Below are 13,959 nucleotides of genomic sequence, written 5' to 3'. Positions count from 1 at the left end.
CCTACTCCCGGGGTGGCCCGGGGAGGTGTGCTGGACGCAGCCATGAAGGAGGAGCCATGCGCATGACCGTCGCGGATGTGATGACGGACAAGGTCGTCTCCGTCGCCGCCGCCACCCCGTTCAAGGAGATAGCCGAGACCCTCGTCGCCGTCGGCATCAGCGCCGTTCCGGTCCTCGACGACGACGACCACGTGCTCGGCATGGTGTCCGAGGCGGATCTGCTGCGCAAGGAGGAGTTCCGCGAGCAGTTCCACCGCGAGGGCTACCAGCCGCCGCTGCGCGCCCGCCTGCGTCACCCCAAGGCCCGGCGCAAGGCCGACGGCGACACCGCCGCCGAGCTGATGACCAGCCCCGCCGTCCGGGTCTCCCCTGAGGCGTCGGCGGTCGAGGCGGCGCGGCTGATGGACGCGCACAACGTCAGGCGGCTCGCGGTCGTCGACTACAACGGCCGGATCGTCGGCATCGTCAGCCGCCGCGACCTGGTCAAGCTGTTCCTCCGATCGGACGAGGAGCTGGCCTCGGAGGTCCGCGACGACATCCTCCGCCGCACCCTGTGGGTGCCCGCCGACGGGGTACGGGTCGAGGCGCGCCAGGGCGTCGTGACGTTGTCCGGGTGGATGGAGCGCCGTAGCGAGGCCGCCATCGCCGCACGCATGACGCGGCGGGTCAACGGCGTGGTGGACGTCGTGAACAAGCTCTCCTGGAAGAAGGACGACGTCACCGCCCGGGATGATGACCTTCGCAGGAGTACGTGACTTTCGTCCCTGCCCATCGCTTCGGTAGCGTCATGGGCATGATTCGCGTGTTCCTGCTCGACGACCACGAGGTCGTCCGCCGTGGCGTCGCCGCCCTGCTCGACTCCGAGGACGACATCGAGGTGATCGGCGAGGCGGGCACCGCCGAATCCGCCATCGCGCGCATCCCCGCACTCGTGCCGGACGTGGCGGTGCTGGACGTGCGGCTGCCCGACGGCAACGGCGTGGACGTCTGCCGCGAGGTGCGCTCACGGGTGCCGGGCCTGGCGTGCCTGATGCTGACCTCGTTCGCCGACGACGACGCCCTGTTCGACGCCGTGATGGCCGGAGCCTCAGGCTACGTGCTCAAGCAGATCCACGGCTCCGACCTGGTGGGCGCCGTGCGCACGGTCGCCTCCGGCCAGTCGCTGCTCGACCCGCAGACCACCGCCGCCATGCTCCAGCGGCTGCGCGACCAGGCCGCCAGGAAGGACCCCCTCGCCGCGCTCACCGACCAGGAACGGCAGATCCTCGACCTCATCGGTGAGGGGCTGACGAACCGGCAGATCGGCGAGCGCATGTTCCTGGCCGAGAAGACGGTCAAGAACTACGTCTCCAACCTGCTGTCCAAGCTCGACATGCAGCGCCGCACCCAGGCCGCCGCCCTGGCCGCCCGATTGCGGGCCGGCCGCAAGGAGTGACGGCTCAAGCGCGTGCCAGCCGCGCCGCCGCGACGGCCGCCTGGCCGTAGCTGAGGCCCGCGTCGTTGAGCGGAACCTGCCGGCCGAGGTACGGCTCGAAGCCCGCCGCCGACAGCCTGTCCAGCACGTCGGTGGCCAGCAGCCGGTTCTCGAAGACCTCGCCCGACAGGCACACCTGGGTGACGTCGTGCTCGGTGGCGGCCCGCTCGCACAGCAGCACGGTGACGGCCGCGACGGTGGCGTGGAAGGCGGCGGCGATCCGTCCGGCGGGCTCCCCGTCGGCCCGGGCCTCCAGCAGGTGGCGCAGGGTCGCCGCCCCGTCGTACACCCACAGGCCGCCGCGCCGCTCCAGCCGCCAGGCCAGCGGTTCCGTACCGGGGAAAGCGCCGGCCGCCTGCTCCAGCCGGGTGGCGGCCTCGCCGGGGAAGCCGTTCACCTCGCACAGGCCCAGCAGCGCGGCTGCGGCGTCGAACAGGCGGGTGGCGCTGGAGGTGGCCGGGCAGCCGGCCTCGCGCGCGATGACGTCCCCGTCGAGGACGGGATGGCGTGCGGCCGCCTCGGCGCCGGGCAGGGGTGCGCGGGAGAAGCGGCCCAGCCGCCGATAACCGCGGTAGGAGGCCAGCAGCAGCTCGCCACCCCACCACGTGCCGTCGTCGCCGAGGCCCGGCCCGTCGTAGGCCACGCCGAGGAACGGCGGCTCCAGCCGGTGCTCGGCGGCGACGGCGGCGACGTGGGCGTGGTGGTGCTGGACGGCGATCCGGCTCGGCAGGCGCCGCGCCAGCCGGGTCGACAGGTAGCCGGGATGCAGGTCGTGCGCGGCGTGCAGCGGCTCGATGCCGTTCAGGTGAACGAGGTGGTCGAGCGCCTGCTCGTAGGCTGCGAGGGTGGCGGCGGCGGGCAGGTCGCCGAGGTGCGGCCCGAGCACCGCCCGTTCACCGTCGGCGAGGGTGAAGGTGCTGTTCAGCTCGGCTCCCACGGCGACCAGCGGCGGCGCCGCGGCGGGCAGGGGCAGCGGCGCGGGGGCGAGCCCGCGCCCGCGCCGGATCGTGATCGAGCCGCGGCCGAACGAGCGGATCACCGAGTCGTCGTAGCGGGCCACGATGGGCCGGTCGTGGGTCAGGACGCCGTCCACGGCCAGGCCGGAGATCTCGCCAGTCGGCGTGGGGCTGCCGTCAGGGCTGGCGCCGGTGACCACGAGGGGGCGGCGCAGCGCGTCCAGGAGCAGGTGGTGCACCGGCGTGTACGGCAGCAGCACCGCGACGTCCGGCATGCCGTGACAGACACCGGACGCGAGCACCCCGTGCCGCCGCGGGGCCAGCACGATGGGCGCGGACGGGGCGGTGAGCAGGGCGCGGTCGTCGTCGGACAGGTCGGCCAGCGCTCCGGCGACGACGGGCGCCCGCACCATGATGGCCAGTGGCTTGCCGTCACGCGCCTTGACCTCGCGCAGCCGGGTGACGGCCGCCTCGTCGATGGCGTCGCAGACCAGGTGGAAGCCGCCCAGCCCCTTGACCACGACCACGGCGCCGGCCGCGATGAAGTCCGTCGCGGCCCGCAGCGCGGCCTCACCCGTCATGCTCCCCCAGCGCAGCCGGGGGCCGCAGGACGCGCACGCGATCGTCTCGGCGTGGAAGCGCCGGTCGGCCGGGTCGTCGTACTCGGCCGCGCAGGCGGGGCACGGCTCGAAGCCGCGCATCGACGTGCGGGCGCGCTCGTAGGGCAGGCTCTCGATGATGGTCGCGCGGGGGCCGCACGCCGCGCAGGTGATGAACGGGTAGCGGTGGCGCCGGTTGGCCGGGTCGAACAGCTCGCGCAGGCAGTCGGCGCAGGTGGCCAGGTCGGGCGGGATCACACCGCCGTGCGCCGGCGGCGGCCCGGCGGTGGCCACTCGGCCCGCGGCATCGTCGATCGACATGACGTCCACCTTTCTTCCACCTTTCTTTCACGGCCCCGGGTCGGTCAGGCAGGGTGCGGCTCGGCCCGCTTCGTCCGCGTACGCGCCGGTGCGCGCCGGGCCGGTTTGCGGGTGCCGGCGGGTCGGGGACGCTTCGGCGGCGCCGGCGGAGGGCAGAAGGCCAGGCGCAGCGCCTCGACTTCCCGCTCGATGGCGCGTGCGAGTCCCTCGACCTCGGGCGCGCTGTCGTAGTCGCCGGTCACGCCGAAGGTGACCTGGTCGCAGTAGGTGAAGATGGACACCCCGGTGCGCAGCCGGGTGGCGATGGGGACGTACGGGAGGATCTCCAGCGTGCGGCGGCCGAGCAGGTAGAGGGGGCGGCGCGGCCCGGGGACGTTCGTGGTGACGGTGACGATCTGACGCTGCGGCAGGTGCGCGGCCAGCCGCGTCCCCCAGGAGACGGGCGGGAACAGCTCGTGCGCGGCGAGCGTGGTGAGCGCCTCGCCGGTCCTGGCCTCGCCACCGGCCTTCAGCTCTGCCAGGTGCGCGTGCACGGCGCGCAGCCGCTCGGCCGGATCCGCCAGGTGCACGGGCAGGTAGGGCAGCAGGAGCGAGATGCGGTTCTCGTAGACGCCCTCCTCGCCGGGGGCGCGGACCGAGACGGGCACGAGCGAGCGCACGGTGTGCGGATGACGGTCCTCGCCGCGTTCGCGCAGCAACGAGCGGTAGGCGCCGCTGATCGCCGACAGGACCGCGTCGTTGAACGTCACGCCGGCGCTGTGCGCGATCTCCTTGACGTCGCTCAGCGGCGCGCGGGCGACGGCGTAGCGGCGGTGCTCGCTGATCGGCCCGGTCAGCGAGGAGGCGTCCGCCGGCCACAGCGCGCCGATCAGGGGCGGCAGCCCGCGCGCGGCGTCCATCACCCGCTGGGCGGCGGCACGCGGCGAGGCCAGCGCCCGGCCGATCATCCGGGCCTGCTCGACCGGGTTGCGCAGCAGGTCGCGCAGCGCGCGGGTGGTCAGGTCCAGAGTGGACGGCTCGGCGTCCGGGTTCCACTCGTCCGGCGGCAGGCCGGGGGTGCCCTCCGGCGACTCGTCGAAGATCACGTAGTAGAGGTGGGTGCCGGACACCCCGTCCACCATGCAGTGGTGCACCTTGGACACCAGCGCCCAGCGACCTTCGGCCAGCCCTTCGATCACCCAGTACTCCCAGAGCGGGTGGGCCCGGTCGAGCCGCTGCGACATGATGTCGCCCATCAGCTCGCTCAGCTGCGCGTCCCCGCCCGGCGGGGGCAGGGCGACGCGCCGCACGTGATAGCCGAGGTCGAAGGCGGGGTCGTCGACCCAGACGGGCGGGCCCAGGTCGAACGGCACCTGCCGCGCCTTCTGCCGGTAGCGCTCGACGAGGGGCAGCCGGGCGCGGATGGCCTCCAGGAACTCCTCGTGGCCGGGCGCCGGGCCTTCCAGGACGGCGACGGAGGAGATGGCCATCGACACCTCGGGCTGCTCGTCCTCCAGCGTCAGGAACGCCGCGTCAAGCGGACTCATGTGATCGCTCATGCCCCTCGCCGCCTCTCGTGCGTGCCGGTCCGACTCAGCGTCGTCCCAGGCGGGGAAGGGGGGCAGGGCCCAAGGTCCCTCGGTCGCGCGCCGTTGTGCCTGAGGATTTCGGCCCTGTACGGATGGGCCGGTCAGCGACGCGCTGCTGAAGCCGGGCCGGCACCTGCGGCCGGGACGGTTCCCGGTACACCTGCTCCCCCACCCGCGTCCGCTCCCCCTACGCGCGCGGCGTGCTGGTGGAGCTGTACCGGGAGGCGTGATCGGCGGCGCGATGTTGTCGTTCTACGACTGGTATGCCGTCCTCGCCCTCACCATCGCCCTCGGCCTGGCCGCCACCGTCGTGGCCGACCTCGTCGGCGGCGGCTACGACTACCGCACCACCGTCTCGCCGTGGTTCCGGTCGATCTTCTACTCCCAGCCGGAGCCCGCGCTGATGGCGGGGCGGCCCTGCTGTTCCGGCTGCGCGCGCTGGCGCTGTTCGCGATCCCGCCGTTCACCCCGCTGGTGCACCATGCTCCCCGCGCCCGTGGGGTACCTGACCCGGCCGTACATCGTCTACCGCGGGCGCGGCGCGGCTGGGAGCCGTCACGGTGACGGGGCACGGGCCGGTCACCGAGGGCCCGCGCGGCGCGCCTCCCCTCACCGGCCGGGCCTCAGTCGCTCGGCAGGCACGGCCCGCAGCTCCCACCGCATCGGCCGTCCTGTCGTCAGGTCCGTGCCGTGGATCAGCAGGCGGCCGGCGGTGAGCTCGTACCGGCCGGACATCAATTGCTGGTCCTTGCGCAGCCAGGTCTGCCAGATTCCGATCGTGGCGGCGGCCGGATCGACCTCGAAATGGTGTCTCTGCCAGGTCTGCCCATGACGGAGAACCACCTGATGGGCGCGATTGTGCTCGAAATACACGCGCTCGGCGGGACCGGGCAGTCCCGCCGGCTGGAAAGTGCCCGCGGTGACGTCCCACGTGCCGTCCAGCGGGGTGGGTACGCGATTGTTGTCATTGGCGACCAGGTACGAGCACGACGCCGCGCCCCCGACCAGGAGTAAGACCACTGCGGCGTGCACCCGGCGCAGGCGCGCGGATCGCGTTCCCGGCGCGATGCGATTCTGGTCGCGCCAGAACAACGCAGTCAGCTCCCGGCGGTGCTGCCACAACAAATACCCGGCGCAGGCCGTCCCGATCATGGCGATCACCATCGCGTCGAGGGCGATCCCGTAGGAGATGTTCAGCACGGTGATCCCGCCGAGCAGCGCCGCTGTCCCCGCGGCACCGAGCAGGGTGGTACGGCGAAACGCCAGCGCCAGGCCGAAGCCGATCTGCAGCAGTGCGATCAGATTGCCGAAAATCGGTGAGTAGCCGAAGTAATACCAGGTCAGCCAGAATCCACTCACCGTGCCCATGGGCTTGTCGAGCTCGGAGTCGAGAATCGTGAACTGCGCGCCGAAGATTTTGGCGAAGCCGTACTGCAGCAGGATCACCGTGCCGGTCCAGCGGCAGATCGGGTAGAGCAGTCTCCTGCTCACCGGCTGACCATCCTCTTCTGTGCGCTCCGTCGACGATTCCCGCGCCATATCTCTCCTGCCTTTCTTCGACATTCTTTCGCGACTGCCGCCACCGGTTCTGCGGTAGATACTGCAGGACCATTTCCGGAGTGGGAGGCGCGGGATGCGGTTGTGGCCGATCAGTGACGAGCGCGCGGCCCGGGTGGTGGCGGTGGCGCGCGAAGGGCATCCGGTCGCCGCCTGCTGCGCCGAGCACGGCCTTGCCCCCGATCCCGTCGCGGGTATCCGCTGTCCCGCGTCTTCCCCCGGAGAGCTGCACGGGGACGTCACGGGCGCGTGGACGTCACCGGGCAGCGGCTACCTCGCGGTGCGGACGCGCGAGTACAGGTCGGGTCGCAGCGGCTCTTCGGTGGCGGCGTTGAGCGCCCTTGACGGACGCGACGGACGCGACGCCTAAACGCTCTCAACGACCGGGACGCCCGCGACGCCCTCAACAGGTGGCGGGATCGGCCGCGAGGAGGTCCACGGCCGCTCTCACGGGCTCGGTACCCTCCCCCTCGATCTCGGTGCCAGGGCGGTCAGGACGAGCGGGCGCCCGCCGAGCACGGGCCGGCCGCGCGGGTTCGACACCGGCTTCTCCTGGGATCCGCAGGCACGCGCATCCTTTTCCCCGGTCGGCATGACACTTCGGTCGAGAAGCCATGGTGTGCTGCCGGGGCCGCGCTGTCCTCGGCACAGAGCGCGGGCCCCGCACCGCCACAAGAAAGCGGAAAACTATGACATCTCGCCTCCACCTGGGTGCGCATCCATGCGACGGTGCAGGTGAGAGGGGATTGTCATGACCACGATGCCTAAGGCCTTCGAGCAGGCCGCGAAGAGACACGGCGTGCCGGAGAGCATCCTGCTCGCCGTGTCCTACCTGGAGTCGCGCTGGGACTGCAACGGCGGCAAGCCCAGCACGGCCGCCGGCTTCGGCCCCATGCACCTCACCGACGGTGCCGCGCCGGCCGGGACGCGGCACCACCACCTCGACGGGAACGAGGACCCGCGCGGCGACGACACCCGGCCGTCGACGCAGCCCGCCGAGCCTGAGCGGCACGACGGTGCTCCCGCGTCCCTGCACACTCTGGAGCGTGCCGCCGAGCTGACCGGGCAGAGCACCGAGCGCCTGCGTGAGGACCCGGCTGCCAACATCGACGGCGGCGCGGCACTGCTCGCCGACTACCAGCGAGCCCTGGGCGCCCCGCCGAGCGCCGACCCCGCCGACTGGTACGGCGCGGTGGCACGCTACTCGGGCGCCTCGGCCGAGGAGGTCGCGGCAGGCTTCGCCGACGAGGTCTACGAGGTCATCCACGAGGGTGCCACCCGGACGACCGACACCGGTGCGGAGATCACCCTGCCGCCCGCCCCCGAGGTGCACCCGTCCAGGTCCTGGCTGAGCAGGCTGGACCTGCCCCACCTGGCCCGCGCCGGCGCCGTGGAGTGCCCCGGCTCGCTCGCCTGCGAGTGGATCCCGGCGCCGTACCAGGAACTGCCGGGAGGCAAGTACGGCAACCACGACCTCGCCGACCGCCCCGCCGGTCAGAAGATCCACTACATCGTCATCCACGACACCGAGGAGCTGTACGACAAGACGATCGGCCTCGTCCAGAACCCGAAGGAGATGAGCTGGCACTACACGCTGCGCTCGCACGACGGTCACCTCGCCCAGCACGTGCGCACCAAGGACGTGGCCTGGCACGCCGGCAACTGGTACGTCAACGCCAAGGCGATCGGCCTGGAGCACGAGGGCTTCCTCGCCGCCGGCGGCACCTGGTACACCGAGGCGATGTACCGCACGTCCGCCAAGCTCGTGCGTTACCTGGCCGACAGGTTCGGCGTCCCGCTGGATCGCGCGCACATCATCGGCCACGACAACGTGCCCGGCCTGCTGCCGGAGAAGGTCCGGGGGATGCACGAGGACCCTGGCCCGTACTGGGACTGGGCCCACTTCTTCGACCTGATGGGGGCTCCGCTACGCCCTGACGGCGATGCCGGCACGGCCACGGTCATGATCCTGCCGGACTACGACCGCAACCGCCCGCACTACATCGGCTGCGACAAGGACCATCCCGCAGCCGCCTGCCCGGCGCACGGGTCGGCCTCGGTCTGGCTGCACACCGAGCCGCGCGCGGACTCGCCCCTCGTCAAGGACATCGGCAAGCACCCGATGGGGAACTCCACGTTCAGCGTGTACGACCACGCCGCCCGCGCCGCCACCGGCCAGCGCTACGTCGTCGCCGAGCGGCGCGGCGACTGGACCGCCATCTGGTACCTGGGCCAGAAGGCGTGGTTCCACAACCCGGAGTCCGCTCCTGTCGCCGTGCCCAGCCGGACCCGGATGGCGACACCCCGGCCGGGCCTGGCCTCCGTGCCCGTGTACGGCCGCGCGTATCCGGAGGCGGCGGCGTACCCGGCGGGCGTGGGGGTGCAGCCGCTGATCCCGCTGCAGTACACGTTCGCGGCCGGGCAGTCGTACACGGTCGGCCTGACCACGACCGGCGAGTTCTACAAGGCGACGACCTTCGACACCACGCAGCACCGCGTGGTCCGCGGCACCCAGGAGTACCACCAGATCCAGTTCGGTCACCGCGTCATGTTCGTCAGGAGCGAGGACGTCGTGGTGACCGAGACGTGAGCGTCATCCGCGCGTGAGACCTTCGCGGGTGCGGCGCAGCAGCTCCAGCACGCGGTGCTCGGCCTCGTGACCGGCGCCGAGCAGGCGGTTGCAGTGCAGGTGGACATGGCTGCGGCACACCTCGGGTGCAGGGCGGGTGGCCGGCAGCGCCCGGCGGCGGGCGGCCAGCAGGGACGCCAGTGCCCGGTCGTGCGCCGTCGTGCCCGGCGGACCCGGATCGCGCAGAAGCCGCCGCAGCTCCCGGGAGCGCCTGCGATATTCCAGGCCGCCCTCAGGTGACGGAGAGACGCCGTCGCGGTAGAAGCGCGTGCGCTGCTCGACGTCGAGTCCGAGGCCGTCGAGCAGGTCGTCCACGCTGAGCGCGGCCACGGTGATCGGGTCGTAGGGGAATCCGCGGCTTCTGGACAGGGTGAGCAGGCCGGCGGCGGCCGGGCTGTCGGCGAGGAAGACACCCTCGGCGGCCGGCATGGCGTCCACGCCGCCGTACCGCTCGATCTCGCGCTCGTAGGTGTCGAACGCGAACGTCCTGCAGGTGCCCGCCGAGACCAGGTCCGCCGCCCAGTCGCAGACGTGGCGCAGGAGCGGGCCCAGCAGCGTGGCAGGCTCGCCGTGGAAGCGGACGCGCAGGTGCGGGTCGGGATCGCGGTAGCGCAGGAAGAACCAGCCGTCGGCCAGCTCCGCCCCGGTGACGAACTGCCCGAAGGGGCTCAGCGCCTCGACGATCAGCTCGTCCTCGAACCGGCGGGGGCCGTACAGCTTGAGGTAGAGCCAGTCACTGCCGGGCGGCCGGATGCGCGCCCGGTCAGGCACGGCGCCGGGGCGCCGGCGCGCCGGCGCGGCCGGTCGCCGCCGCCGCAGCGTCAGTGGCACCACCACCTCGCTGAGGTGGGCCCCGTCGGGGCCGGGCAGCCAGGCGTGCCCGGGATGGGGCAGGGCCTCCTGGAGCAGGACGGGCCGCCCCGGCGGTTCCATGCGCAGCAGTTCGGCCTGGTCGGCGTCGTCCAGGTCGAGCAGCAGCCGGTTGTCGCCGCCGGCCAGGTACACGTGGCGGGGCACTCCGTGCGTCTCCCGCCAGGCGGCCAGGCCGCGCGCATCGCGCAGGGCCGCCGGATCGACGCGCCAGCGGGCCAGGGAGAGGACGACGCGGCCCCGCTGGATCCGCGGCAGGAACGCGAGGCCGGCCGCCGGTCCCCAGTCGAAGGTGCTGAACACGCACCGGCCGTCGCGGGCGACGTCCAGCAGGAAGCGCGCCGCGGGGGGCGCGTGCGCCGGGTTGAGCATGTGGCACTGCGTTGCGACGACCTCCACGTCACGGGCGGGCCACCGCACGATGAACAGGCCGTCGCGCAGCCCCACGACGAGCTCGTCGACCGGTACGAGCCACTCCTGCGAGATCCCGGTGGCGGGACCGAGGCGGATCTCGTGGCGGTGAGCGCACCGGCGGACGGCGACGTTGCCGGAACGGGCTCGCTCCGGCGTGTAGACCACCTCGGCGAGCAGGCGGCCCGGCGCATGCCGGCGGTCGGACTCCGCCACCCGCGCCAGCGCGGCGTCCGCCGGAGGCCCCAGCAGATCGGCGAACCGTCCGAGGGTTCGGCCGGCCGCGTTCGCGCCGAGGTTCGGCCCCACGACGAGCAGGAAGTCGCCCTGGTCCACGGCCTCCGCGCAGGACGCCGCCACCAGCACCGCGACATCCAGGGACGGCGGGGCGAGCGCGGCCTCCGGCGTCCAGGTCTGCAGGCGGCCCAGCAGGTGGTCGTCGAGCTCGACGGTGGACAGCCGGTCACGCCAGGCGTTGGCGGCGAGGTCGGACAGCAGCCGGTGGCGGGCGGCCCGCTCGGGGCTCGTGCCGCCGCTGTCCGTCGGGCTGCCCAGTCCGAAGTCGGGATCCACCAGCTCCAGCAACGGAACCTCCCGATGCGCGCCGTAGCGGCTCTCGAACGCCCGGCGGTAGGCGTCGAGGCGGGGCGGCCCTGTGGGGTACGGGCTCAGCCGCAGCAGCAGTTCGGCGGCCACGGCCGCCTCGGCGCCGATGCGCCTGCTCAGACCGCTGCCGGACAGCGGGAGCGCGAGGTCCGTCTGGAGGAGGTTGCGCGGGTCGGAGGCGGCGGCGAGCGTGCTGACCCGGTCGAGCAGGCCTGGCCACGTCCGGGCCCGGTCGTCCAGCGGGCGGGCGTCCCACTGCCTCAGCGCCTGGCGCAGCCCGGCGAGGCCGGCCGCGACGGGGTGGCCGGCGAGCCGCTCCCGCACGTGCCCGAGGGGGTCACGGGTGGGCGGCGGCCACAGGTCGTGGTGCAGGAGCCCGTGCCGGACCAGCTCCTCGACCAGCCGGTCCGCCTTCTCCGGGGTGGCGCCGGGCAGCGTGGTCAGCGCTTCGACGATCTGCGCGCGGGAGACGGGCTCACGGGCGAGGGCCAGCGCGCGCCGTACCGCCGAGGTGGCACGCACGGAGGCCGTACGGCCGGTGCCGCCCGCCGCGAACGCCCGCCCCGCCCGGACCAGCACGGATCGATCCGCGACCAGGCGCAGGCCGGCACGGACCCCGGGATCGGCCTCCAGGCGCGCGACCAGGTCCGTCAGCCAGCCCAGGTCCGGGCGGGTGCGGGTGCGTGGTGGCTCCTTGGCCAGGGCCAGATCGGTGCAGTGTCCCCACTGCGTCAGAGCGACGCCGGCGAAGAGGCCGAACGGGGTCGGCCGCGTGCTCATGCGAATGAGGTAACGCAGCAGTTTGCGGCCGATCCGGTCGGCCTTGGGATGGCCGGGCGCCGTCCGAGCCAGGGCGGCGGCCAGGTCGGTGCTCGCCACCTGGAGGGCCGCCACCACCGCCGGGGCGCCCGGCAGCAGGCAGCCGGGATCCGCCGGCGCGCCCGCCGTCGCCGCGGCGCCGGCCGGTAGCAGCGGGGCGCGTACGAGCGCCCAGTCCATCGGGGTGTACAGGCTCCGGTCCGCGCGAGTCATGAGAGGAGGAAGAGCCGATCCCAGGTCGGTTCGACGCCGGTGGCGGCGGCCAGCAGCACCAGGGCGACGCCCGCCGCGCCGTCCAGGATCCCGGCCCGGTCCACGCGGTGGCCCTCCGGCTCCAGCGAGGCGTACGCGAGCGGCCGATTCGGCTGGTAGGCGGCGAGCAGCTCGTCCACGAGGCCGGCCACTGCTTCCCGGAACAGGCCGGTGTCGTCGGCGAAACGGAGCACGACGTGCAGCAGGCCGCTGACCCCGTGGCAGAACGTCGGCGAGGCGATCCCGCGCAGCCGCACCGGCCGGCGCAGGACGGCGTCCATGGCGTGCAGCGCCAGCTCACCCAGGTCCTCGTCGTCCAGCGCCTGTGCCGCCAGCCACAGGGCGCGCGCGACCCCGGGCGTTCCGTAGCACCACGCGGTGCGGGACGAGGCGGGCGGGCCGGCCCCGCCGTCGTTCGTCAGCGCCACGATCGCGGGCCAGCCCGTTTCCCCGCCGTCGCGGACCCGGTGGAGGACCAGCCAGTCGCTGATCCGTCTGATGGCCTCCGCCTGGCCCGGCACCTCGACGCCCGCCCGCAGGGCGAGCGACAACACGGTGAGCGGGCCGGGGATCCCGTGGGCCAGACCGCAGTCGAGCACTCCGTGCGGGTGGAGTCGCGCCATCGTCCGGTCGCCCAGCAGGTGGGAGGGCGTCATCCAGGCGGGCGGCTCCTGCTGCCTGGCGAGCGTCACGAGCCCGCCGAGAATCCGCGGAAGAAGCCCGTGCGGGTCGTGCGTCAGCAGGTAGGCGCCCAATCCTGCGGCTCCGGAGATCAGGTCGAACGTGCTCACGGGCCCCGGCTCGGCGATCCCGCTGAGCAGGGCGCCGACCGCCGCCGCCCGGGGCGCCAGCGCGTCGTCCAGCGCGGCGAGCAACCGCCGGTACCGCGCGCCGTCCCGGCTGAGCGACACTGTGGCGAACGCCAGCCCGCTCAACCCACCGAACAGGCCCACCGGCGCCGAGTCCGCGCCCGCCACGGCCGCAGCGAGGAACTCGTGGCCCACCGCGTCCCAGCCTTCGCCGGGCAGGCAGGCGTCCAGATAGGCACAGGTCACCGCGAGGCCCGCGTCGCCGTCCGCCACCGCGTACGGCTTGCGGGCCGGCGTCCTCGGCGAGGGGGTCTGTTCGACGGACGCGGCGAGCGCCATCGCCACGCGTCCCGGGTCGGTCACCCGCGCGGCGACATCCCGGGCGACACGCAGGGCCGACGCCTGGCGGCCGGGGTCGAGCACGCTGCGCCAGGCGGCGTCACACCCCGGCGCCGGCTCGGACGTGACCGCGCTCACCGGTCGTCACCGCACCAGGGATCGCAGGTCACGCAGCTTCCGCAGTTGGTGGGGCTGAGGCAGGTCTCGTAGCAGGATCCGCAGTTGGTCACGCAGGTCTCGCAGGTCGGCGCGCAGGTGCCGGGTGTCACGCAGTCCCCGCCGCCCGCCGCTGTCGGCTCGGGACAGCCGTGCTCGCGGGAGTCGGTCAGGCCCGGGACGCACCCGCCGCTCCTCGGCCGGCCGATCCGGACGTCGAGGTCGAACTCGTCGAGAGCGCGGGCCGTCCGGGTTCTGGTGAACTCCACCATCGCGTCGCGGCGCAGGGAAACCCGGGTGGCCTCCTCACCGGGGAACGGCTCCTCCTCGCGGCCGACGGCGGCCAGGTCGACGACGTCGCCGGTGCGGAACTCCGCGTAGTAGTCGAGCTCGCGCGTGAAGTACAGCCGCCGGTGGCCCGGCCGGTCGCTGTCGCCGAGAAAGCCGGTCATGCGCAGGACCGCCGCGGGAGCCCGCGCCGGATCGGGCCGGAGCCTGTCCACGATCGGGTCCTGTGATCTGTCGGCACTCCGCGGTGCCCTCTCATCCTCGTCAGGCATCGCCTGCGCTCCTTGACGTCTGCGGTTGCCGGG

9 protein-coding genes and 1 pseudogene are annotated in these 13,959 nt (G+C 73.4%); 4 read left to right on the top strand and 6 right to left on the bottom strand.

The window, feature by feature from the left end; genetic code table 11:
- Positions 1-56 precede the first annotated feature (56 nt).
- Both LCN96_RS25375 and LCN96_RS25370 read left to right on the top strand, forming a co-directional pair.
- Complete coding sequence (locus tag LCN96_RS25375; RefSeq protein WP_225275384.1) at positions 57-755, top strand: CBS domain-containing protein; 699 nt, start codon at positions 57-59, stop codon at positions 753-755.
- A gap of 38 nt (positions 756-793) precedes the next feature.
- A complete protein-coding gene (locus LCN96_RS25370; RefSeq protein WP_225275383.1) occupies positions 794-1,435 on the top strand; it encodes a response regulator transcription factor in 642 nt (213 codons plus the stop codon).
- Positions 1,436-1,439: 4 nt separating this feature from the next.
- On the opposite strand, the gene hypF is transcribed toward LCN96_RS25370, so the two are convergent.
- Entirely contained in the window at positions 1,440-3,350 is a 1,911-nt protein-coding gene (gene hypF, locus LCN96_RS25365; protein ID WP_225275382.1) for a carbamoyltransferase HypF, read from the bottom strand.
- Positions 3,351-3,394: 44 nt separating this feature from the next.
- Positions 3,395-4,876: a WS/DGAT/MGAT family O-acyltransferase gene (locus LCN96_RS25360; protein WP_225275381.1), complete on the bottom strand. Its 1,482-nt coding sequence runs from the start codon at positions 4,874-4,876 to the stop codon at positions 3,395-3,397.
- 283 nt (positions 4,877-5,159) lie between these two features.
- On the opposite strand from LCN96_RS25360, the pseudogene LCN96_RS57445 reads away from it, so the two are divergent.
- A pseudogene (locus LCN96_RS57445) lies at positions 5,160-5,396 on the top strand (respiratory nitrate reductase subunit gamma); the annotation flags it as partial.
- A 131-nt stretch (positions 5,397-5,527) separates the two neighbouring features.
- On the opposite strand, the gene LCN96_RS25350 reads toward LCN96_RS57445, so the two are convergent.
- Entirely contained in the window at positions 5,528-6,409 is an 882-nt protein-coding gene (locus LCN96_RS25350) for a hypothetical protein (RefSeq protein ID WP_225275380.1), read from the bottom strand.
- 817 nt (positions 6,410-7,226) lie between these two features.
- Between LCN96_RS25350 and LCN96_RS25345 the strand changes: the two genes are divergently transcribed.
- The gene (locus LCN96_RS25345; protein ID WP_225275379.1) at positions 7,227-9,065 is read left to right on the top strand and encodes an N-acetylmuramoyl-L-alanine amidase; all 1,839 of its coding nucleotides are present in this window, start codon (positions 7,227-7,229) and stop codon (positions 9,063-9,065) included.
- A 3-nt stretch (positions 9,066-9,068) separates the two neighbouring features.
- On the opposite strand, the gene LCN96_RS25340 is transcribed toward LCN96_RS25345, so the two are convergent.
- Genes LCN96_RS25340 through LCN96_RS25330 form a run of 3 tightly spaced genes read right to left on the bottom strand, consistent with a single transcriptional unit; the run spans position 9,069 to position 13,869 of the window.
- The gene (locus LCN96_RS25340; protein WP_225275378.1) at positions 9,069-12,023 is read right to left on the bottom strand and encodes a lantibiotic dehydratase; all 2,955 of its coding nucleotides are present in this window, start codon (positions 12,021-12,023) and stop codon (positions 9,069-9,071) included.
- Positions 12,020-13,348, bottom strand: a complete 1,329-nt coding sequence (locus LCN96_RS25335; protein ID WP_225275377.1) for a lanthionine synthetase C family protein — start codon at positions 13,346-13,348, stop codon at positions 12,020-12,022. Before LCN96_RS25335 ends, LCN96_RS25340 begins: the two co-directional genes overlap by 4 nt.
- Complete coding sequence (locus LCN96_RS25330) at positions 13,345-13,869, bottom strand: hypothetical protein (protein WP_225275376.1); 525 nt, start codon at positions 13,867-13,869, stop codon at positions 13,345-13,347. The genes LCN96_RS25335 and LCN96_RS25330 overlap by 4 nt, the downstream gene beginning before the upstream one ends.
- Positions 13,870-13,959: the final 90 nt, after the last annotated feature.

Source organism: Nonomuraea gerenzanensis (assembly GCF_020215645.1).
Lineage (GTDB): Bacteria > Actinomycetota > Actinomycetes > Streptosporangiales > Streptosporangiaceae > Nonomuraea > Nonomuraea gerenzanensis.
The sequence above is the reverse complement of the archived record's forward strand: the minus strand, read 5'-3'. Positions and strand labels throughout refer to the sequence as shown.